18 protein-coding genes and 1 pseudogene are annotated in these 22,818 nt (G+C 56.8%); 9 read left to right on the top strand and 10 right to left on the bottom strand.

The annotated features are described in order from the left end of the window. Positions 1 to 11: 11 nt before the first annotated feature. Genes AC1DIH_RS25580 through AC1DIH_RS25590 form a run of 3 tightly spaced genes read right to left on the bottom strand, consistent with a single transcriptional unit; the run spans position 12 to position 2,886 of the window. The gene (locus AC1DIH_RS25580) at positions 12 to 809 is read right to left on the bottom strand and encodes an ABC transporter permease (RefSeq protein ID WP_477773742.1); all 798 of its coding nucleotides are present in this window, start codon (positions 807 to 809) and stop codon (positions 12 to 14) included. Continuing rightward, on the bottom strand, positions 806 to 1,735 hold the full coding sequence (locus AC1DIH_RS25585; protein ID WP_477773743.1) for an ABC transporter permease: 930 nt from the start codon (positions 1,733 to 1,735) through the stop codon (positions 806 to 808). The genes AC1DIH_RS25580 and AC1DIH_RS25585 overlap by 4 nt, the downstream gene beginning before the upstream one ends. 23 nt (positions 1,736 to 1,758) lie before the next feature. Continuing rightward, entirely contained in the window at positions 1,759 to 2,886 is a 1,128-nt protein-coding gene (locus AC1DIH_RS25590) for an extracellular solute-binding protein (RefSeq protein ID WP_477773744.1), read from the bottom strand. Between the two features lie 396 nt (positions 2,887 to 3,282). Between AC1DIH_RS25590 and AC1DIH_RS25595 the strand changes: the two genes are divergently transcribed. The 3 genes from AC1DIH_RS25595 (at position 3,283) to AC1DIH_RS25605 (ending at position 6,884) form a co-directional block, all read left to right on the top strand. Then, positions 3,283 to 4,065, top strand: coding sequence for a creatininase (locus AC1DIH_RS25595; protein WP_477773745.1), 783 nt, complete (start codon positions 3,283 to 3,285; stop codon positions 4,063 to 4,065). Between the two features lie 79 nt (positions 4,066 to 4,144). After that, positions 4,145 to 5,539 carry a GABA permease gene (gene gabP / locus AC1DIH_RS25600; protein ID WP_477773746.1) on the top strand — a complete coding sequence of 465 codons (1,395 nt, stop codon included), beginning with the start codon at positions 4,145 to 4,147 and terminating at the stop codon, positions 5,537 to 5,539. Positions 5,540 to 5,867: 328 nt separating this feature from the next. Further along, on the top strand, positions 5,868 to 6,884 hold the full coding sequence (locus AC1DIH_RS25605) for a GlxA family transcriptional regulator (protein WP_477773747.1): 1,017 nt from the start codon (positions 5,868 to 5,870) through the stop codon (positions 6,882 to 6,884). Between the two features lie 87 nt (positions 6,885 to 6,971). Here the strand turns inward: AC1DIH_RS25605 and AC1DIH_RS25610 are convergent, their stop codons facing one another. The 4 genes from AC1DIH_RS25610 to AC1DIH_RS25625 all read right to left on the bottom strand — a co-directional run bounded on the left by AC1DIH_RS25610 (position 6,972) and on the right by AC1DIH_RS25625 (position 12,413). Further along, entirely contained in the window at positions 6,972 to 8,312 is a 1,341-nt protein-coding gene (locus tag AC1DIH_RS25610) for an MFS transporter (RefSeq protein ID WP_477773748.1), read from the bottom strand. Positions 8,313 to 8,613: 301 nt separating this feature from the next. Next, a complete protein-coding gene (locus tag AC1DIH_RS25615) occupies positions 8,614 to 9,825 on the bottom strand; it encodes a M24 family metallopeptidase (RefSeq protein WP_427533172.1) in 1,212 nt (403 codons plus the stop codon). 220 nt (positions 9,826 to 10,045) lie between these two features. Beyond that, positions 10,046 to 11,008 carry a GlxA family transcriptional regulator gene (locus tag AC1DIH_RS25620; RefSeq protein WP_477773749.1) on the bottom strand — a complete coding sequence of 321 codons (963 nt, stop codon included), beginning with the start codon at positions 11,006 to 11,008 and terminating at the stop codon, positions 10,046 to 10,048. Between the two features lie 28 nt (positions 11,009 to 11,036). Then, entirely contained in the window at positions 11,037 to 12,413 is a 1,377-nt protein-coding gene (locus AC1DIH_RS25625) for an L-serine ammonia-lyase (protein WP_477773750.1), read from the bottom strand. A gap of 720 nt (positions 12,414 to 13,133) precedes the next feature. On the opposite strand from AC1DIH_RS25625, the gene AC1DIH_RS25630 reads away from it, so the two are divergent. From AC1DIH_RS25630 to AC1DIH_RS25655, 6 genes are all read left to right on the top strand, one after another. Beyond that, complete coding sequence (locus tag AC1DIH_RS25630; protein ID WP_427534537.1) at positions 13,134 to 13,388, top strand: hypothetical protein; 255 nt, start codon at positions 13,134 to 13,136, stop codon at positions 13,386 to 13,388. Between the two features lie 3 nt (positions 13,389 to 13,391). Then, complete coding sequence (locus tag AC1DIH_RS25635) at positions 13,392 to 13,625, top strand: hypothetical protein (protein ID WP_477773751.1); 234 nt, start codon at positions 13,392 to 13,394, stop codon at positions 13,623 to 13,625. A gap of 210 nt (positions 13,626 to 13,835) precedes the next feature. Further along, on the top strand, positions 13,836 to 15,200 hold the full coding sequence (locus AC1DIH_RS25640; protein WP_477773752.1) for a carbohydrate porin: 1,365 nt from the start codon (positions 13,836 to 13,838) through the stop codon (positions 15,198 to 15,200). A gap of 70 nt (positions 15,201 to 15,270) precedes the next feature. Next, positions 15,271 to 15,804, top strand: a complete 534-nt coding sequence (locus AC1DIH_RS25645; protein WP_477773753.1) for a sugar dehydrogenase complex small subunit — start codon at positions 15,271 to 15,273, stop codon at positions 15,802 to 15,804. Then, the gene (locus AC1DIH_RS25650) at positions 15,797 to 17,443 is read left to right on the top strand and encodes a GMC family oxidoreductase (protein WP_477773754.1); all 1,647 of its coding nucleotides are present in this window, start codon (positions 15,797 to 15,799) and stop codon (positions 17,441 to 17,443) included. Before AC1DIH_RS25645 ends, AC1DIH_RS25650 begins: the two co-directional genes overlap by 8 nt. A 3-nt stretch (positions 17,444 to 17,446) precedes the next feature. Then, entirely contained in the window at positions 17,447 to 18,808 is a 1,362-nt protein-coding gene (locus AC1DIH_RS25655) for a c-type cytochrome (RefSeq protein ID WP_477773755.1), read from the top strand. A gap of 176 nt (positions 18,809 to 18,984) precedes the next feature. On the opposite strand, the pseudogene AC1DIH_RS25660 reads toward AC1DIH_RS25655, so the two are convergent. The 3 genes and pseudogenes from AC1DIH_RS25660 to gbdR (AC1DIH_RS25670) form a co-directional block, all read right to left on the bottom strand. Then, positions 18,985 to 19,304: pseudogene (locus AC1DIH_RS25660) on the bottom strand (GABA permease); the annotation flags it as partial. Between the two features lie 95 nt (positions 19,305 to 19,399). Further along, a complete protein-coding gene (gene gbdR, locus AC1DIH_RS25665; RefSeq protein ID WP_477773756.1) occupies positions 19,400 to 20,503 on the bottom strand; it encodes a choline metabolism transcriptional regulator GbdR in 1,104 nt (367 codons plus the stop codon). A gap of 485 nt (positions 20,504 to 20,988) precedes the next feature. Further along, on the bottom strand, positions 20,989 to 22,092 hold the full coding sequence (gene gbdR, locus AC1DIH_RS25670) for a choline metabolism transcriptional regulator GbdR (RefSeq protein WP_477773757.1): 1,104 nt from the start codon (positions 22,090 to 22,092) through the stop codon (positions 20,989 to 20,991). Positions 22,093 to 22,818 lie beyond the last annotated feature (726 nt).

Consider the following 22,818-nt stretch of genomic DNA (forward strand, 5'->3'; position numbering starts at 1 on the left):
TCAGGGGCGCCTCAGGCGCTCGCCGGCTTCTTGCGCCGCATCAGCAGCAGCTGTGCGAGGATCACCAGGGTCATGGTCGTAATGAAGACGATCGTCCCGATCGCATTGATGGTCGGGCTCACCTGCCCTTGCAAGGTATTGAGGATGCGCACCGGCACCGTTTCGTTGAGCCCCGACACGAACCAGGCGACAGCGAACTCGTCGAAGGAAACGGCCATGGTCACAAACAGCGCGGCGAAAATGCTGGGCGCCGCGAACGGCAGGATCACATAGCGCATGCCCTTCCATTGACTGGCGCCGAGGTTCCACGCTGCAGCCTCAATGCTCGGATCCATCTGCGCCAGGCGCATCCGGATCACCGCCATCGCGAACGGCGCACACATCACGATATGACTGATCATTACGGCGTATATCTCGCCGGAAAGCCCGACCCGCGACAGGAAAGCCAGCATTGCCAGCCCCATGATCACCACCGGAATGGTGGGCGGCAGCAGCGCGAGCGCCATGTATATCGACTTGCCGAAGAACTGGTAGCGCAAGTCTGTATAGGCTGCAGTGAAGCCGAGCAGGGTCGATACCAGCGACACCACCACACCCACCTCGAGACTGTTCCTGAAGGCCTGCCAAACCGCCGGGTCGGCGGCGATCATCTCGTACCAGTGCAGGCTGAAGCCGCCCAGCGGCAAGGATGGAAAACGGTCGATGTTGAATGAGAACACGAAGCTGCCGGCAATTGGCGTAAAGATGAAGATGAACACCAATACGACAAAGCTGCGCAGCAAGACGTTAACCAGGCGATGCTCGTTCATGCGCGCCTCCGGTAAGCGAAGCGGACTGCACCGAAGGCCGCGATCAGTAGCGTCACGATCATCATCGTTGCGATCACCGCCGCGCGTGGCCATTGCTGGCCGGACTTGGTGGTATCGGTGATCAGCGTGCTCAAGGTCGGCGGCTGGCCACCGCCCAGGTAGAGCGGACTGACAAAGTCGCCGAACGTCAGGATGAAGCAGAACAACGCCGCGACGACGATGCCGATCCGCGCGGACGGCACCACCACCTGGACGACCGTCTTCATCCGTCCGCAGCCGAGGTTGTGCGCCGCCTCGATAAGCGAGCGGTCGATGTACATCAGGCTGAACAGTTGCAGCAACACCACCAGCGGCAGGCATAGCGTGAAGTAGCCGACATAGGTGCCGAACGCGGTGTTGAGCATGGGCAACGGCTGCAGCCCGATCTGGCCTAGCGCGGCGTTGACAATGCCGTTATCGCTGAGGAACACCTGCCATGAATAGGTACGCACCAGGTAGCTGGTGAAGAACGGTGTGATTAGCAGCAGCACTAGCAACTGCTTAGCCGACTCGCGGAACTTGAAGGCGATCGCATAGGCACAAGGGAAAGCCATCATGCTGACCAGCACCGTTGCCCCCGCGGCCATTGCGAGGGTGTGGACATAGGCGTCCCAGAAGAACCCGCGGCTAAGCATGTAGCTCCAGTTCACCCACTCGAACGTCGGCACCATCCGGAAGTTACGCACGACCCAGAAACTGATCGCCATCAGGAACGCCAGTGGGAATATGAAGAAGATCAACTGCCAGATCAGGATAGGCATCGAGAAGCTGAGGCCGTACCAGGGCATGCGGAATCTCTTCTTGTTGCCGCGCTGCCGCGTCGGCGTCTCAGCAGCAGCGTTGCCGGCACACACCGGCGGCGAAGTCTTCAAATTGTCTGAAATCATTGCGACCACCTCCACGCGTCCCGTCAAGCACCCTTGTATTGCGACCAGAAGTCGTTCCACTCCTCCAGGTTTTGCTGGATCGGGAGCTCGCGGTACTTGATGCGACCATCACGGATGTCATCCATGACGTTGCGCTGACCAAGCACCATGCCTTGACGCTTCGCTTCGACAGGATCGGTCCGGTTCAGCAGGTCCCAGCCTCGCTTGTTGGGGATGAGGGCTGGATAGGCGGCCATCTTCGCCGACTTGACCTGGCCTTCTGGTGAGGTGATGTACTGGATGAACTTCTTTGCCAGCTCCGGGCTGTGAGCTTTTCTGGCGATGCAGTAAGACTCCGTCCATTGCAACCCACCCTCCTCCGGCAGAACGGTTTTTACCGGTGCGCCGGCGCGCTGCAAGACGCCGGTGATCCAGTCGCCGATACCGCACATCGCATGGATCTGACCGTTCTTCAGCGAAGAAAAGGTTCCGCCGTAATCGAAGAAGCCGCCGATCTGCGGGCGCAGGCTCATCATCTTCTGCTGGACCACCTGCCAGTGCGCGGTATCGATGTCATAGGGACGCGCATTGCCATTCATCAAACTGATCTGCCCAAGGTTCGGCAAGTGCCAGTCGAAGTGTCCAACTTTGCCTTTGAGGCTTTTGTCCCAGAACACGTCGTAGCTGCGCACTTTGGCTTCGGGAACAAGTTGGGTGTTGTAGGCGATGCCGAGAAAGCCAAACCGAATCAGGACCGAATAGAGCTTTCCCCCCTGCCAGTGGCCGGGGAAATGCTGGAACTCGGGGTAGAAGTCATCGAAGGGGTAGTCAGCGGGGTCGAGCTGTTCGATGTATTCGGCGGCATTGAGTTGTTGAACATATTCGGCGTCAGACAGGATCAGATCGAAGGTGCCGGGTGGCGATTGCGAGATCAGCCCCAGCATGTTGTCCCCACCGGTGTAGTACTTGGCCCGGACCTTGACCCCGTACATGCGCTCGAAATTGGCGACGATGTCCGGCTCTGCGTGTCCTGCCCATGCGAGGATGACCAACTCTTTTTCCGCTGCGGCAAAACTTCTCAAGGGCAGCACACCACAAAGCGCTGCGGTACCTGCCAGGATACTGCTGGTCTTGAGGAATGTACGGCGCGAAAGATCGATGCGATTTTTCATTATTGTCTCTCCCGGGGGATGGAAGGTGCTCTTGTCTGCGGCCTGTTATCGCTGCCAAACAACGCTTCATTGCCTGGCCCGATGCATTGCAGCAGTTCGCTACCACCCATTTTTGTGCGCGCCCGACCTGGACTTTGTCAGATCCGACTTATCGCCGTTCTTGCTCAAAAGCGGCATCTGCGTACCTTATTGCCTAGCCATAAATGCCAAATTAGAGGTGGTTTTGTCATTTATGGGTCGGATTTAGACAAATCCATGCCCTCCCTATCTGATCGAATTGCTCTGCACAGCCCCTTCGATTCCTGCAATCCAACGGGTTGCTCGGACAACGGGCAAACGCCCCCAGCCACTGTTTAAAAATCACCAAGCGGTCAATCACTTTCTAAGGGTGTGTAGATGAACAACAGTGTCGTTATTGGAGAACTCACCTGGCCGGAGTATGCAGAGAAGGTTGCTACCGGCTGCCCTGTCTTTCTGCCGGTTGGTGCCCTGGAGCAGCATGGTCATCACATGTGTATGGAGGTCGATGTGCTACTGCCTACCGCCCTCTGCAAGGCGGTAGCGCAAAATGTCAGCGGCCTGGTTTTGCCTGCCCTGGCCTATGGCTACAAGTCCCAGCAGAAATCAGGCGGCGGCAACCACTTTCCTGGAACGACCAGCCTTGATGGCGCCACGCTGACCAGGACCGTGCAGGACATCATCAGAGAGCTTGCACGCCATGGCGCACGCAAACTGGTGATGATGAACGGTCACTACGAAAACTCGATGTTCATCGTCGAGGGCATTGATCTGGCCTTGCGAGAACTTCGCTACGGCGGCATCAGTGACTTCAAAGTTGTCGTGCTGTCTTACTGGGACTTCGTCAACGATCCCGCCGTCATTGAAAAGCTATACCCCGACGGATTCCTCGGTTGGGATATCGAGCATGGCGGTATTTTCGAAACGTCCTTGATGTTGGCCCTTCACCCCGACAAGGTCGATCTGAGTCGTGCGGTTGACCACCCTCCCGCCACTTTTGCGCCATATGACATCTTCCCCATCATCCCGGAGCGCACGCCAGCCTGCGGAACGCTGTCCTCGCCTAAAGGATCCAGTCGCGAGAAAGGCGAACTGATTCTTGAAGTCTGTGTCTCGGGCATCAGCGCCGCGGTACGGGAAGCGTTTGAATTGGAGACTTGAAGAACACACGGACGTGCCGGAACAAACGCCCACGGTTAACGCTTTCCCCTCCCCAAATAGAATAAAAAGGGTAAGTCTCATGTCCAGCAGCTCAAACCTGGCCCCAGGCCTCAAGCAGCGTCACGTCACCATGCTGTCCATTGCCGGCGCCATTGGCGCCGGCCTGTTCATCGGTTCAGGACACGCCATCGCCGCGGCAGGGCCTGCCGCTATCCTGGCGTACATTTTTTCCGGCACCCTGGTGGTGCTGGTCATGCGCATGCTGGGAGAGATGGCGGTTGCATCGCCGGATACAGGATCATTTTCTACCTACGCCGAGCGGGCGATGGGACGGAGCGCTGGCTTCACCATCGGCTGGCTCTATTGGTGGTTCTGGGTGCTGGTCATTCCCATTGAAGCCATTGCCGCTGCCGCCATCCTGCACGCCTGGTTTCCCGCCATTCAAACCTGGGAGTTTGCGATAACGGTCACCGGCCTGCTGACATTGACCAATCTATTCAGCGTCGCCCGTTACGGGGAGTTTGAATTCTGGTTCGCCATGCTCAAAGTCATCGCTGTGTTGGGGTTTATCGCGCTTGGCGCACTGGCCCTGGCAGGTGCATTGCCGGATACGACGGTCAGCGGTGTCGTTCAATTGAGCCACGAGTTTGGTGGTTTCATGCCCCATGGCATGACTGCCGTTATCGGTGCGATGCTGACTACAGTGTTCAGCTTCATGGGCACAGAAATCGTCACCATTGCCGCTGCTGAATCTCAGAACCCCTCCAGACAGATAACCCGCGCGACAAACTCCGTCGTCTGGCGAATGGGGATTTTCTATATCGTATCGGTGTTCCTCATCATCTCCATCGTCCCTTGGAACGACCCCATGCTTATGGAAGTCGGCTCTTATCAGAGAGCACTTGAGTTGATGAATATTCCACACGCGAAAATGATTGTAGATATCGTCGTGCTGATTGCTGTAGCCAGCTGCCTTAACTCAGCCATCTATACGGCGTCACGCATGGTCTACTCTCTGAGCAAGCGCGGGGATGGCCCTCAAGTACTTCAGAAGACCTCGTCTTCCGGGGTGCCCTATATTGCGGTGCTGGCCAGCACAGCGGTTGGTTTCCTGACCACGGCACTCAATTATTTTGCGCCCAACGAAGTGTTCTCCTTCCTCCTGGCCAGCTCTGGAGCTGTTGCGCTGCTGGTCTACCTGGCCATTGCTGTTTCTCAACTGGTACTTCGCAAAAAAATGAATGCTTCGGGACAGCCGATCGCATTCAAAATGTGGTTTTACCCTTGGCTCAGCTACCTGGTTATTTTCTGCATCCTGAGCATCCTGATTGTCATGCTGATTTTGCCAGAGCACCGTATGGAAGTGATTGCTACGGGTGCGCTCACACTGTCCATCGTTTGCATTGGCGCAATCTTCAACTCCAAGAAAACGACATTGCAAAACGTTGATATGGCTCAAACAGAAAACGCCTGACTCGATATCCACATAACGCCGTATACGAACGTTCATCCTCGCTCACCTCTTTGCGGCCCGCTCTCCCCCACGAGCTGGCCGTTTTTTTTCTTTCTCCCTCCGGCCTCTCTCCCTTGGTTTTGTACACTCCCCTTCGGCCATGGAGCCCGATCCAGTCCCACTCATATTTTGCGTGCAAATTCATCTCGTTTTGGTCTATTGATCGGACACTCGGTGTAAGATCCAGAAACCTGAAACCAGGGTTAAAAATCATAAAAACGAGAGGATGTTGCCCATGTCGGCAGCTTGCCGCAGCGCGCGTCCCTTATGCAGTTGAGGAGTAGTATTAATGGCGAAACTCCAGACGGCGCCCCCCGCTGCGAGACGTTCGGCCAGTGAACAACGGCCGGTTAAAACCGTGGGCTTTCTGGTCATCCCTAACTTCACCACCATCGGCTTCGCCTCCGCCGTGGAAACCCTGCGCATGGCCAATATGGCGGCTCGCCAACCGATGTTCCGCACGGTGATCATCGCAGCCAGCCTGGAGCCGGTCACTGCCAGCAACGGCATGCGTATCCTGCCCGACTACTCCATCACCGATGCACCCAAACTCGACATTCTGTTCGTTGTCGGATCAAACCCGATCGTCTCCAATCACAGCAGCCGACCGTTGCTCAATTGGCTACGCAAGCTGGCGCATGATCAGGTGTCACTCGGCGGGATTTGCACGGGGAGCCACTTGTTGGCACGCGCCGATTTGCTCAAGGGCTATCGCTGCACGATTCACTGGGAAGACATCGAGGCGCTGAAGGAACGTTTTCCAGGGATCATCATTTCGAACCAGCTGTTCGAGCTCGATCGCGATCGCTACACCTGTTCCGGTGGCGTGGCGTCCATGGACATGACGCTGCAATTGATTGCCCGCGAACCCGGTGGTCGGGACATCGCGGCTCATGCGGCCGAGTTGCTCCTGTGTGATCGGGTACGTGGCGCGCAGGAGCAACAGCGTGTGCCATTGCGGCAAAAACTGGGCACGTCCCAGCCCAAGCTCAGTCAGATGGTGGCGATCATGGAAGCCAATCTAGAGGAACCGGTGGGCCTTGAGGAGCTCGCGCGGTTGAACGAGGTGTCGGTGCGGCAGCTGGAACGCCTGTTTCACAAGCACCTGCAACGCACGCCAAGTCAGTACTACTTGGAATTGCGCCTTTCACGGGCGCGGCAATTACTGCTACGTAGCGAGTCGCAAGTACGCGATATCGCCCTCGCCTGCGGCTTTGTTTCACCTGCGCATTTCTCCAAATGCTACAGCCGCTTCTTCGGGGTGTCGCCCATCGGCGAGCGCAAGCAAGTGGCCTCCTTGCACTAATTCGCAGGAGCCGGCTTGCCGGCAATGGCGTCCATGAGGTCGCCATCGCCAGTAACCCGGCTTTCTACGGTATTGCGATGTTGCGGGTCAGTCCTGCAAGGCTTTATGCGCCGTTTCCCGGCTCGCCAGCATGGCAATCAACGCCACCGCCGCTGCCGCCAGCAGATACCAGGCCGGGGCCATTTTGTTGCCGGTCAGTTGAATCAGCCAGGTCGCGATAAATGGTGCGGTGCCGCCGAACACTGCATTGGCAATATTGAAGCTGAAGGCAAAACCACTGAAGCGCACACGGGTCGGGAATATCTCGGCGAGGAAGCACGGCAAGGTGCCGTCGTTCATCGCCAGGATTGCGCCGAAGGCAATCTGGATCATCAACACCACGATCAGTGGCTGGTTGTTGAGCATGCCAAACAGCGGAAACGTCAGCGCCAAAAACAGTAACGAAGCAGTCACCAACATGGTCTTGCGCCCGAACCGGTCCGACAGTTTGCCCATCAGAAAAATCAGCCCGATATAGGTCGCCAGCGAAACTGTCGAGGCCATGAACGAATCACTCTCGCTCATGCCCATTTCAGTGGACAGGTAGGTTGGCATGTAACTGAGCAACAGGTAGAACGCCACCGCATTCAGGCAGGTCACACCAATCCCGATCATCACGCTGCGCCGGTGTACGGTGAGTAATTCGCGAACAGGAGCATGGGACTTGCACTCCTTGGCTTCAAGGCGCTTTTCCATCTCCAGGAACTTGGGCGTGTCTTGTAATCTCATGCGGATATAGCGCCCCACCAGTCCGAATGGTGCCGCTAACAAAAAGGGTAAGCGCCACCCCCAGCTGTGCAGATCCTCGACACCCATCCATGAATGCAGACCGGCCACAAACACCGCGCCAAACAACAAACCGGCCGCCGTACTCGCCGGGACGATACTGGTGTACAAACCGCGTTTACCCTCAGGCGCATATTCGGCGAGAAAGGCCGATGCCCCGGCATACTCGCCGGAAGCGGAAAACCCTTGAACCAGGCGGATCAGCAACAGCAAGGCCGGCGCCCACAGACCGATATGATTGTAAGTGGGGAGAACGCCGATAAAGAAGGTTGAGACGGACATGATCAGAATCGACCAGGACAACGCACTGCGCCGCCCATATTTGTCACCGAAGTGACCCCAGACCAATCCCCCTATCGGACGGACGATAAACGACAGCGCGAACACCGCGAAAGTCGCCAGCAAGCCTGTCGCCTTATCCGTTTGCGGAAAAAACGTCAGCGCGATGATCGTTGCCAGATAGCCATAGGCCGCATAGTCGAACCACTCGACAAAATTACCCATGAAACTGGCACTGGCCGCACTGCGCAATGCCTTGCGCTCGGACATCTGTTCAAGCTGCTGTTCCAGGGGCGGTGTCAGACTTGCGCTTTGGGCGCTCATTGGGCACCTCCGGTGGTAGAAGTGCTGTTATCGAGATGAAGAGGCAGCGCTTGATCGCTGCCTGAAGCAGGATTGAGGTGGCGATGCTTTGGGCCTGTGGCCGGAATCGAGACGTATAACATGACAAATACCCTCTATTGTTTTACTTGGCAGGGTTAAGGGTCAGTAAATGCTGCGCGTTCTCGGCACGCATGCGTTGGTTTTTTTTCGGTTGGATTCAATCGCCGGGACGGTTTTTTTCTACACCTTTGCCACTCATCAAAGAGAAACGCCGCACAGGTACTCTGTGCGGCGTCTGATCTCACTTTTTGATGATGTTGTGTTCCGGGCCATACGGGAATTTGGTGATGTTTTCGCCACCCTGTTCGTTGACGATCAGGATGTCATGTTCACGATAGCCACCCGCTCCCGGAAGGCCTTCAGGCAGCATGATCATCGGCTCAATGGAAACCACCATGCCTGGTTCCAGTACGGTGTCGATGTCTTCGCGCAGTTCCAGCCCGGCTTCGCGACCGTAGTAATGGCTCAGCGTGCCGAAGGAGTGACCGTAACCGAAAGTGCGGTATTGCAGCAGATCGTGTTCGAGGAATATCTCGTTCAACTGCAGGGCGATGTCGCAGCAGCGCATGCCCGGCTTGATCAGTTTCAGACCGGCCTCGTGCACTTTGACGTTAACTTCCCACAAACGCAGATGCTCGTCGGAACAGTGGTCCAGGAACAATGTACGTTCCAGCGCGGTGTAGTAACCGGCGATCATCGGGAAGCAATTGAGGCTGAGGATGTCGCCCTTGTTGACCTTTCGCGAGGTCACCGGGTTATGTGCGCCGTCTGTGTTGATGCCGGACTGGAACCAGGTCCAGGTGTCCATCAGTTCGGAGTCCGGGAAGGTGCGGGCAATTTCGCGGACCATCGCCTGAGTGGCGTGCAGGGCTACTTCATACTCAGGAACCTGATCACGCAAGGCCTCTATGATGGCCGCGCCTCCGATGTCCGCCACACGGGCGCCGTGGCGGATGATCGCGTGTTCTTCGGCAGACTTGATCATGCGCATACGCATGCACGGTGCACCGATATCCACCAGTTCGGCCTGCGGGTAACGGCTGGCGAGTTTGTAGCGGTTGAGCACATTCAGATGGTCGAACTCAATGCCGATACGACCAGCCTTGGGCAAGGCTTGCTGGATTGCGACGAAATAGTTGTCGCGCTGCCAGTCGGTGTAGACGATGTTCTCAGTGCCCATGGTCCGGCGCCAAGGCTGGCCGCCATCAATGTTGGCGCTGATGGTCACGGCACTGTCCTGGGTCACGACCAGCGCGTATTGACGCCCGAACGAGCAATACAGGAAATCGCTGTAGTAGTTGATGTTGTGATAGGAGGTGAAAACTGCCGCATCGATATCGTTCTGCGCCAGATAAGCCCGCAATTTGGCCTGGCGATTGGCGTATTCCTGAGCCGAGAACGTCGGTGTCACTTTTTCGCCGTTCTTGATCTGGATGGTTTTCGGCATTTGCATGTTATTTATCCTTGTCAGTGATTGAGCGACAGATGGCGCCACTCTGGCTGGTCGCTGAAGATCATTCGAACAGATGAACCGTGAGGTTTTTTGCGCGAATCCGACCTGTAGTTGGTCAGATCCGCTCTTTTCAAAAGTGGCTTTCAGCAGCCTCGGACAAAAACGACAATGCCCCCGGCAAGCGCGGTGAAAGCCGCTTGGCGGGGGCATTGGCAACGGGTCAGACAAGCGCGAGCAAGCTCGCTTCCACATGTTCGCGCGGGTGCGCGCCGAAGTACTGGCGATAACAGCGGAAAAAATGTTGCAGCGAGACAAATCCGCACTCGCGAGCGACCCCCGCCATCGACCGTTTACCGGTCTGCAATAACTGACGTGCCTGTTGCAGGCGCAAGTCCAGATAGTGCCGTGATGGCGAACACCCCAGATTACGTTTGAACAACCGCTCCAGGTGTCGACGAGAAATGCCCATGGCCTCAGCCAGTTCGTCGATACCCAATGTGCGGGTCAGGTGATTGTTCATCAATGCCAGTGTCGCCTGAAGTTTTGTCGGAGTGTTGTTCATCGGTTGCAGAGGCTTGGCCTGTCGGGCTATGTGTTGTTCCATGCGCAGTACCAGACCACGACCGTAGGTTCGGGCCAGCAGTTCATGCATCAGCCCTCGAACGGCCTGTGGGCCGACGCAGGTCAGACGTTGACGGTCAACGCAGAACGGTGCAGCCACTGGCGTCAACTTATTGAAGGTGCCGAAGGACAGCGATGGGTCGGGTTCCGGCAGGCTGCAGCGCATACCGTCCAGCGCGCCTATCTGCGCCAGCAGCCAGCCGGCCTTGCCAAAGGCCCCCAGCCCGATCGGTTGCATGGCCCAGTGGCGCAGTTGCTGGCGAAGGTCTGGATTATCCGTTCGAGTGTGCAGGTTCTCGCCACCACAGAGGATCAACACATCCAGTGGCTGTGCCTGATCCAGTCGTGCAGTTGCGAAAGCCATTCCGTTACTGGCGCTCAGTTGCTGGCCTTCCAGGCTGAGAATCTGCCACTGGCAGATGCTACGCCCAGCCACCTGATTGGCCAGGCGCAAAGGTTCCAGCGCATTGGCCAAGGCATACAAATCGAACGCATCCGTCAACCAGAAACCAATACGCAGTGCCGCCAGTGATTGCTGGCAAGATTCAGTCGGTTGCAGCATCTCCCACTCTCCTGTTGGTGATGGTGGCTCAACACTCGATGGAGCTGACGGCCAACCCGCCACGGGAGGTCTCTTTGTATTTGTCATGCATGTCGGCGCCGGTATCACGCATGGTGCGGATGACCCGATCCAGAGAGATAAAATGCGTACCGTCCCCGCGCAGGGCCATTTGCGCGGCATTGATTGCTTTCACCGCTGCGATTGCGTTTCGCTCGATACATGGCACCTGCACCAATCCCCCGACAGGGTCGCAGGTCAGTCCGAGGTTGTGCTCCAGGCCGATTTCCGCTGCGTTTTCCACTTGTTCTGGACTGGCTCCCAGGATTTCCGCGAGGCCGGCAGCAGCCATCGCGCAGGCTGAACCGACCTCGCCCTGACAACCGACCTCCGCCCCGGAGATCGACGCATTGCGTTTACACAGAATGCCTACAGCCGCCGCGGCGAGAAGATAGTCCACCACGTCGCTGTCCTTGGCCTCCGGGCAGAACTTCATGTAGTACTGCAATACCGCCGGAATAATCCCCGCAGCTCCATTCGTGGGGGCGGTGACCATGCGCCCGCCGGCGGCATTTTCTTCATTGACCGCCAGGGCGAACAAGTTGACCCATTCCATAGCGCTCAAGGTCGAACCGATGACATTCGGCTTGCCGATTTCCAGCAGGCTGCGGTGCAGGCGCGCCGCACGGCGCTGCACATTCAATCCACCAGGTAATACACCTTCGTGCTTGAGCCCGTTGTCGACGCAGGTGCGCATGGCTTGCCAGATCTGCGCCAACCCCTGGCGGATGTCTGCTTCGCTGCGCCATGCCCGTTCGTTCTCCAGCATCAACTGGGAAATGCGCAGCCCATGAGCACTGCACAGGCTCAACAACTGTGCCGCTGTGCTGAAGTCATAGGGCAGTTCGGTCAGATCTTGATCGAGTTGGCCACTCGCCGCCTGTTGCTGATCAATGACAAAGCCACCTCCAATGGAGTAGTAGGTTTCGCACAGCAGCAGATGATCATCGGCAAACGCGCTCAAGGCCATGGCGTTGGGATGGTAAGGCAGGTTCTCGTCCAGCAGGACCATGTCCCGCTGCCAGACAAAAGGCACAGGGTATTGACCGGCCAGCAGCAGGCATTGCGTTTCACGCAAATCCATCATCCTTGGCTCGATCTGTAACGGGTCGACCTTGTCTGGCCATTCCCCCATCAACCCCATGATCACTGCTTTATCGGTGCCGTGACCAATACCCGTGGCCGACAGCGAACCATACAAACGCACCTCGACGCGCTGCACCTGCGCCAGCATTTCCCGCGCGCACAAGGCTTCGACAAACAGAGCCCCGGCACGCATCGGGCCGACGGTATGAGAACTGGAGGGGCCGACTCCAATCTTGAACAAGTCAAAAACACTGATAGCCATCGTTGATCTCCGCACGCCGTTTTCAAGGTTATTAGGAACCAATCGAATTGTCGGGGTCTGGGATCATCCAGACGTGTCAGAAATCGACCCCAAAGTGTTCGCCACTACCCATTGCGGGTAGGAGGTCAACAGGTGGCCCCTGGGAGATGACGCCAATAATCCCCGTTCGAGCTACCCAACATACCGCCACGCCAGCTGATCTTGCCGGGCAACAAATCCCTGATCCGTCTCCATTGATCATCGGGCAGAAACGCCCGGCGACTCATCTGTTGAAATAGGGATGAAAGGTAAAGGAAATCACCTGTCAAACCTAAACAAGAGAGCATTTCAAGCACTCGAAAGAATAACTTTTAAATGTCATGAATAGTCTTGTTTTTAAAGGCCTTGATAAAAATATTTATTGTTACGCATTGGGTAATGAAAAATTACGCATTCGGTCCGCAATCGCTTTGTGCTGACCTGCTAAGCTACCTGTCTATTCTTCGAAAAAAGACAACTGCGTGCACTGTCAGTGTGGAAATATCGATCTTCGAATTTTTTATTCGGATTTATCTGTAGGGTGGCTTCTGCAAGTAAATTCACCTTGCAAGATCAGACTTAAAAGCAGTATGCCATGCAAACACCTTCTAAGTTATTCACTAATAGCCTAGTCCGCAACACTCTAACTTTCATCCGGCCGGATGCTTGAAAAATCACCACCCTGGATACTGTGGAGCCCGCGTGACAACGCCAATGCGTGAAACATTCGAATCGACCCAGGCGCCGGACAGCCTTGAAAAGTTTCAGGGCGGATATGCCAATCCATCCGTGAACCGTGAGTGGGAAGTATGGAAGCGCGCATGGGAATCATGCCGTCAAAGCGAGTTGCCGGTACCGCTTGGCGTTAATCATGATCCTGCTCTAACACCTCACGAATTGGAGTTTGTAAAGAGTTTGTTTAGTACCCATCCGGATTCGCAAACGCACCTGAAGTAAATCATGAATACCATCCGTTTGATATCAGCACTACTTTCAAAAATCATAGCAAACCAAAATGCCCTCGGTGCTGCCGTGGAAGAGTTAACCCTATGGGTTGAGGAAAGCGGGTCTACAATAGTTGCTTCGAATATTCGTGGCGCTCTGGAAGTTCTGCACGATAACGACGCGATCATTAATGAGGGTATTGAAAAAATGATGGCCATTCAATTGATCAGATCAAGAGTCCCCGATTGAACACCTCCCATAAGCACCGGTTCAACAGAATCGGCGCGAAGCCGGACAGCGACGGATATCCGCCAGCAGGCACCTCGATACATAGCCTGCACCCCTTCAATACCCGAATGAAGCAGGCTTCTTCGGAATAGGGCTATACCTAAAAGCTACCAGGTGTTCTGCGGCAAGGCCTCCCACCGCTAGGCGGACGAAGCTCATCACTAGAAGAATATGTTGGAGAACATCTGTATGAGAAAAACAACTATTACCAGCCTGACCGCAGGACTTGTCCTGAGCGGTTTGGCAATGAGCGCCTGGTCGGATGAACCGATGTTTTCATCATCGTCTCGATGGATGACAGGTGACTGGGGTGGCCTTCGAACAGAATTGCTCGACAAGGGTTATGACTTCCAGTTCAGCTATCAGTCGGAAAGCGCTGCCAATATCAATGGTGGGTATGATCATGACCATACTGCACGCTACACCGATCAGTTCAACCTGGGTGGCGCCATCGATCTTGAAAAGGTCCTGGGTTGGCATGAAGCCAGCTTGCAACTCCTGATCACCGAGCGCAGCGGGCGAGATATTACCAATGACAGACTGACCGACCCTCGCACTGGAACCATCGGTTCTTCGGTTCAGGAGAACTATGGGCGAGGTCAAACCTGGCGTATCAGCACCTTGGCGTATCAGCAAAAGTTCTTTGACGATGTGCTCGATATCAAAGTAGGTCGGTTGCCGATTGGCAGTGACTTCGATTCGACGGGCTGCGTGTTTCAGAACAACTCCTTGTGTGGCGGTCTGGCTGGCCATGGTGCAACGGTCTGGTTCAACTCTCCGGTCAGCCAGTGGGGCGGGCGGGTCAAAGTCAATGTCACCCCGACGGTCTATGCCCAGTTAGGCGTCTACGAGTACAACCCGACCCTGCTCGATAGCAATAACGGCTTCAAGCTCAATACCTCGGGCCAGACAGGCAACACTTATCTCGGGGAAGTTGGTTGGACGCCGCGGTTGGGGGATGCCGGGATGGCCGGTAAATACATGGTGGGCACCTATTGGAACAGCGCCACGGCCAAAGACGTGTTGGAGGACGTCAACGGTAATGACAAAGCGATCACCGGCGCCCCTGTCGATCAACATGATGGTCGTTATGGCATGTACGCCTACGCCCGCCAACAGATTACGACCGTGGGGGGGGATGCCAAGCGCGGCCTGAGCCTCTTCGCCCACTTTGCGCAGTACGACAAGAAAAGCTCCACCCTCGATTGGCAGGCGCAAATGGGCGCCATTTATGCCGGTCCATTCGATGCACGCCCGAAGGATGCCCTCGCATTCGGTCTCAGTGAGATGCACGTCAACCCGGCATTGACGAAAAACCAGGAACTGCAGAACCAGGCCAACAATCTGGTTGACTACAGCAATCCACGCTTCCAACCAGTCCAGCACGCCGAGTACGTTGCCGAGATTCACTACGACTTCCAGTTGACGCCATGGCTGATGGTGCGCCCCAACATTCAATACCTCGCTCATCCGGGCGGTGTATACGAAGTCGATAACGCAACTGTTGCAGGCTTGACGATTAACACCGTGTTCTGACTTGTCTACCGGTATAAAACGATGGTGCAGGGACGCACCGCCCAGCTCATCCGGCACTGCAGGAATCACCATGAATAGACTGAATGAATTAGAGAGCCCCAGCTTGCTGAAGACGACCCGGCGAATGCTGTTAAAAGGCCTGTTGACCGCCTATACCGCCTCCTTGATTCCTTTTGCACTGGCTGAGCCGATCGACAACGCAGAACAAGGCGCGTTTCTGGCACTCTCGGCGATTATTGCCGGTCGCCAGAGTCTGGACAAAGTCCTGGCAAACAACCTGTATCAGGCCCTCCTGGCCGATGACCCGGCCTTCGCCAAGGGCGTGAAGGACTTGCTTGCCCTGATCAACGAGCGTCACGTGGATCCGATGCAGCTGCAGAACACCCTGGATGATGAAAAGTCGCCCCTGGCCATCGTTCCACGCAAGATCGCGATGGCCTGGTTCATGGGCGTGGTCGGCAGTGGTGCCAAGGCCCGTTGCCTGGCCTACGAGCATGCGCTCAACGCGGTGATGGTCGCCGATGTCCTGAAGCCACCTACCTACGCCTACGGTCCCTACGGAAGCTGGGCAAGCCATCCAATCGTCGAGGTGAAAAATGTCTGATCAATTGTCCGCGGACATCGTCATCATCGGTTCGGGGGTTTGCGGCTCCATGGCCGCGACCCATCTGCTCAAACAAGGCGCTTCGGTGCTGATTCTGGAAGCAGGCGGGCCTATCGAGCGAGGCCGTATCGTCGCAGCCTTCCGCAACTCCACGCGCAAGAGTGACTGGATGTCGCCCTATACCTGCAGTGACTGGGCACCTCATCCGGTCTACAAGCCGGTTGATAATGGCTACCTGATCCAGGGCGGCCCTTATCCGTACCCGGCAGAATACATCCGTGGCGTCGGTGGCACGACCTGGCACTGGGCGGCCCAAGCCTGGCGCGTGGTGCCGGGCGATATGCGGATCAAGACCCTTTACAACGTGGGCGTCGACTGGCCCATTACTTACGAAGAACTCGACCCTTTCTATCAGGAAGCGGAAGAGATCTGGGGCGTTTCGGGGGCCGACAACACCGGCTCGCCGCGCAGCAAGCCGTTTCCGATGGAGCCGGTGACCGAACCTTACGCCATGCGGCGCATTCGCGAGCGCCTGGCGCCGACTTACGCCGTGGTGGGCAACACCACTGGACGCAACAGTCGTCCATACGATGGTCGTCCGGCCTGCTGTGGCAACAACAGTTGTCAGCCTATCTGCCCGATCGACGCGCAATACCATGGCGGCATTGCCATTCAGACCGCAATAGACGCGGGTGCCAAGCTGCAGATCAACGCCGTGGTCTATCGCATTGAACATGATGACAAGGGGCATATCGTCGCCGTGCATTACTATGACCCGGACAAGCAATCGCACCGGGTTACCGGCAAAACCTTCATCCTCGCTGCCAACGGCATTGAAAGCCCGAAACTGTTGCTGATGTCGGCCAGCGACAAATACCCCAATGGCCTGGCCAACAGCTCCGGCATGGTCGGTCGTAACCTGATGGACCACCCGAGCACGTCCATTACTTTCGATGCCGATGAAGAATTGTGGCTGGGCCGTGGGCCGCAAAGTCCAAGCTCGATCAATACCATGCGCGATGGCGCCTTCCGCTCGGAGCACGCACCTTATCGCCTGGACTTCACCAATATCTCCCGGGTGAATGGAGCCACGGACGCGCTTATTGCAGCCGGGGTGTATGGCACGGAATTCGAGAAGCAGCTACGTCACCGCGCGGCATTTGAGATGAGCCTCAAGGATGTGCTGGAAGTGTTGCCCAACCCTGAGAACCGCGTCAGCCTGAGCGATCAGAAAGACAAGCTGGGGCTGCCCAAGCCCAAGGTCAACTACGCCATCGACGACTACACCCGCAAGGGCGCGGCGCAGTCGCACAAAGACTTCGCCCGCATCGCAGAGCTGATGGGCGGGACCAATCTGCGTTATAGCGCCGAAGGCAATTTTGCCAACAACCAGCACATCACCGGCACCATGAGCATGGGTAACGACCCTCGAACCTCGGTCTGCGACAGCTATGGTCGTACCCATGACCACGACAACCTGTTCATTTGCAGCACCGGCGTGATGCCGACGGCCGCCACCATGAACTCGACCCTGACCGCCGCGGCGCTGACTTTGCGCACGGCGCACCATATTCTGCCGAATCGGGTCATTGCTCGAACTTCGCCGTCCGAGTCTGCCACCGAACAAGGGCGGGGCTGAACCATGAACTGGAAAAACACTTCGCTGGTTACCTTGATGCTGGCTGCGCTGAATGCCAGCGCGGCGGACGATGCGCAGATCCAACGTGGTAAATACCTGTCGACCGTCGGTGACTGCGTTGCCTGCCACAGCGTGCCCGGTGGCAAGCCGTTTGCTGGCGGCCTGGCGCTGCCCACACCGATTGGAGAAATCATCGCGACCAACATCACCCCGTCGAAAACAGCGGGCATCGGCAACTACTCCCTGGAGCAGTTCAGCGATGCGATGCGCAAAGGCATTCGCGCAGATGGCAAACACTTGTACCCGGCCATGCCTTACACCTCGTATGCCAAAGTGAGCGATGAAGACATCAAGGCCATATATGCCTACTTCATGAGCGCCGTGAAACCCGTGGATACCCCGGCCAAGCCGACCGCTCTGCCCTTCCCGTTCAACATTCGTTTCTCCATGGCTGCGTGGAACCTGCTGTTTCTCGACGATAAGGCCTTCATACCGGATACGTCGCGTGATGCCGAGTGGAATCGAGGCGCCTACCTGGCGCAAGGTTTGACCCACTGCAGCACATGCCATTCGCCCCGCAACCTGATGATGGCTGAAGTGTCGTCAAAAGAGCTGGCGGGCGGTGATGTCGGTACCTGGCATGCACCGAATATCACCTCGGACATCAACAGTGGCATCGGGGGCTGGGACAATACCGAGCTGGTCGCTTACCTGAAAACCGGTGAAGCGCCAGGCAAAGCCCAGGCGGCCGGGCCAATGGCCGAAGCAGTGGACCACAGTCTGCAGCACCTAAACGACAGCGACCTGAAGGCCATTGCTGTCTACCTGAAAAYGGTGCCTGCGCAACAAACTGCGGCAGACAGCAAGCCGGTGTATGCCCTGGGGCAAAAGACTGACGAGCTGGCCAGCATCCGTAGCGTGGCCTTGCCGGCTGATGGCGACAAGATGAGCGGTGCCCAACTGTACGATGCTCATTGCGGCACGTGTCACCAAGCTCAAGGGCAAGGCAGCTTCGAGGGCGGCTTGCCGTCGTTGTTGCACAACACTGCGGTCGGGCGCAGTAACCCCAACAATCTGGTGATGGTGATTCTGGACGGCGTCAAGCGTGGCAGCGATGGTCAGGACATCAGGATGCAGGGCTTTGCCAACATCCTCAACGATCAGCAGGTCGCGACGCTGGCTAGCTACCTGACCGGTCATTATGGCAACGCGGACGTCAAGGTCAGCGCCGCCCTGGTCAAGGAGCTGCGGGCCGGTGGATCGGTGTCGCACCTGGCTGCGTTGGCTCAGGGAGCTATCACGGTGGGGATCATCGGGTTGCTCCTGCTGATGCTTTGGCTGGCACAGCGTAAACGTCAGTCATAGCGTTGGGTGAGTTCGTTGCCTCCTGCCGGGGAGGCAACGACAGCTTGTTTGTTCTCGGTAGAATTGCGAGCAGCATCCAGCTCTTCTGTCAGTTCTGTCACCTCCAGTTACCGCCCGCCCACAAACGGCGGGCGGGTGTACGTGGCTTGCAGAGACGAAGCCACCTCCTCCCCTCCTTACCCCACAGAAGCCACCTTCTCAGGCTGTTCATGCTGACGCGTCAGCACAATGCCTATCAAGGAAATCACCAGCGCCAGGCTGATAGTAGAAGTCACTTCGGCACGGTGTTCAGGAGTCACCAACATAACCACCAGCGCGGCGCAGATAAATGCGATGACCAGATACACAAGTAAGGCAATGGCGCCGGAGCTGGCGAGCAGAAAGTCGAACAAACCGCGGGCATGAAATAGCTGAACAAGGTCACAGCTGCACCCGCCTGCCCTTCTCCGAGCAGCCGCATACGAAATGCGCGCGGGTTCGCGCTAACACCAGTCGGTGAGTCAATTCTGTTTTATGTAAGGCAACTGAAGCGGCATGCAAGGGAAGCTCTGGGGTACTAACCGATACCCCAGAGTTTTGCGTGATATAAATCTATACCCGGACGCTGGCAAAGGTTGATTCGTTGCGGGCCTGGCTGAGCGTCGACATTGCTCTAGACAATGGTGACAGCACCAAGGCTTGTGGCAACGGAATCAACGCCACTTGTTGCGCGGTGTTGGAGCCGACGCGCTCGTCGCGTGGCGGAATGCCGTAGTATTCGCGGTAGCACTTGGAGAAGTGTGGCGTGGATATGAACCCACAGATAGACGCCACTTCGATGATCGACATGGGTGTTTGCTTGAGCAACTGCCGCGCACGCACCAAACGCAGTTTCAGGTAATAACGCGATGGTGAGCAGTGCAGGTATTTCTGGAACAGCCGCTCCAGCTGACGACGTGAAACAGCGACATACACCGCCAGTTCATCGAGGTCGATCGGCTCTTCAAGGTTGGCTTCCATCAGCGCGACAATTTCCTGCAACTTCGGCTGATTGGTGCCGAGCATGTGCTTGAGCGGCACGCGCTGGTGATCCTGCTCGTTACGGATGCGCTCGTAGACGAACATTTCCGAAATCGCCGCCGACAGTTCGCGGCCGTGGTCGCGGCTGATCAGGTGCAGCATCATGTCCAGTGGCGCGGTGCCGCCGGAGCTGGTGAAGCGGTTACGGTCCAGGGTGAACAAGCGAGTGCTCATCGCCACCCGCGGGAAAGCTTCCTGCATCGACGCCAGACATTCCCAGTGCACGCTGCAATCGAAACCGTCCAGCAGACCGGCGCAGGCCAGGGCCCAGCTACCGGTGCAGACGGCGCCAAGGCGGCGCGACTGACGGGCCTGGCTTTGCAGCCACGACACGTGTTCACGGGTTACGGTGCGTTGAATGCCGATGCCACCGCAGACAATCACGGTGTCCATGGGCGGGGCTTTGTGCATGGACGCATCCGGTGTGATTTGCAGGCCGTCACTGGCCCAGACCTGACCGCCGTCAGCGGTGAGAGTGCTCCAGCGATATAGCTCACGACCCGATAGTTGGTTGGCCATGCGTAGCGGCTCGACCGCCGAGGCCAGGGAAATCAGCGTGAAATTGTCCAGCAACAGAAAGCCGATGGATTGTGGGATGCGGTTCTGGGGTTGGGCCACGGAGTTTTGCGACATCATTGAGGTATCTCCTCACACAGGACAGATTATGGCCCCAGACGCAGGCTCTTTTTATTACCTGTCCAGCAAATGGCGGGCTACTGGCAGTGACGTGGCAAGCATCATGCCAAGGTCAAATTGAGCTCCAATGACTTTTAGAAATTAACCCCACCAATTTTTGATTATAGAAGGTCGCAAGAGCAAATAGTTACAAGCGCAAAGGCTGAGTTAGCACCATTGTTCATGAACAGCGAGCAATTCCGTACTATTAGGCACTACCATCCCTCGCCGGATTGCAGTGCAGGCGCCTTCAAGCACCCGGTAACGCGGGTCAGCAACTTATGCACCGCGCTCCAGGTGTGGTCCGACAAACTCATGCACCAAAACTTCCTTGAAACGTACTGACTTGCGCGAGGCCAGTGCATGGCCGACAGGTACGACCAAAGTCAGTTCGTCATTACGATTAGGCACCGTTTCCAGACATTGGCGGGATTAAATCCCGACATCTATAACCGGACGCTGGCAAAGGTTGATTCGTTACGGGCCTGGCTGAGCGCCGACAGCGGTCTGGACAACTGTGACAGCACCATCGCTTGCGGGATCGGCATCATCGTCACTTGTTGCGTGGTGTTGGAACTTACACGCTCGTCGCGTGGTGGAATACCGTAGTACTCGCGGTAGCACTTGGAGAAGTGTGGCGTGGACACGAAGCCACACACCGAGGCCACTTCGATGATCGACATTGGCGTTTGCTTGAGCAACTGTCGGGCGCGGATCAGCCGTAGCTTGAGGTAGTAGCGCGATGGCGAGCAGTGCAGGTATTTCTGGAACAGCCGCTCCAGCTGACGCCGCGACACGGAGACGTACACCGCCAGTTCGCCGAGGTCGATCGGCTCTTMTAGGTTGGCGTCCATCAGCGCGACAATTTCCTGCAACTTCGGCTGATTGGTGCCGAGCATATGCTTGAGCGGCACGCGCTGGTGATCCTGCTCGTTGCGGATACGCTCATAGACGAACATTTCCGAGATCGCCGCCGACAGCTCACGGCCGTGATCGCGGCTGATCAAATGCAGCATCATGTCCAGTGGCGCGGTACCACCGGAGCTGGTGAAACGGTTACGGTCGAGGGTGAACAGACGCGTGCTCATGACCACCCGCGGGAAAGCTTCCTGCATGGCCGCCAGACACTCCCAGTGCACGCTGCAATCGAAGCCGTCGAGCAAACCGGCACCGGCGAGGGCCCAGCTGCCGGTGCACACCGCGCCCAGGCGTTTGGACTGACGCGCTTGACTCTGTAGCCATGATACGTGCGCGCGGGTCACCGTCTGCTGAATGCCTATACCACCACAGACGATTACAGTGTCCAGCGTCGGGGCTTTGTGCATGGCGGCGTCAGGGGTGATCTGCAAGCCGTCGCTGGCCCAGACCTGGCCGCCGTCGGCGGTTAGGGTCGTCCAGCGATACAGCTCGCGACCGGACAATTGGTTGGCCATACGCAGGGGTTCGACGGCGGAAGCCAGAGAAATCAGCGTGAAATTGTCCAACAGTAAAAAACCGATGGACTGAGGCGTATGGTTCTGGGGCTTAGCCCCGGAGTTGAACGTCGTCATCGCGGTATCTCCTCACACAAAGCGGGTGAATGGCCTCAGGCGGAGGCTCTTTTTATTGCCCAATCAAACAAAGCTGAGTGGGCTATTTGTAATTGCCTGCAAGAGTCACACCCAAGTTAACTGGACCTTTCCATACATTCAAAAAACGACACCGCGATGTCTCTATCTGGAGGGTCGCAAGGGCTAGGGTTAAAAGTGGAAAAAGCCGAGTCAGTGCCTCTGCTGATAGGCGGTGGGCATTACGGTAGCAGTTGTGGGAAAGGACTCCCGGGAACGACAACGTGTTTGTCACCGACACGCAGCGGTCGGTTTTCGAACAACGCATCCGCCCATTTCTGATCCAGCACGAACCGAGCAAAAAGCGCTTGCTGATCCCCAAATGCACTGACGAGCCAAAATGCTTTGAATGCGACCATCACCCCTACAGCCCGCGACTTGTAAAGGATTTAAGGGCATTAGTGCGACATTCTGTCACGGGGTTGCGTGTAGTTAATTTTCTGCTCCCTCCCATAATCGGTCCCTGAAGGGCGTTATGTTCGCCCGCAAAATGTCGCTCCCCGCCCTGAGTTGGCGGGATCGTGCTGATCGGCCGCCCCAGTCGCACCCTCCGCAGTGCGCTGGCCTTCCAAGAATGATCGAAAGCAATAAGATCAAGCAGGAGATTTGACGTGCACATTGGTGTTCCTCTCGAAACCCAGACCGGTGAAACGCGGGTTGCTGCAACCC

It is taken from the genome of Pseudomonas sp. 05N36, assembly GCF_056397385.1.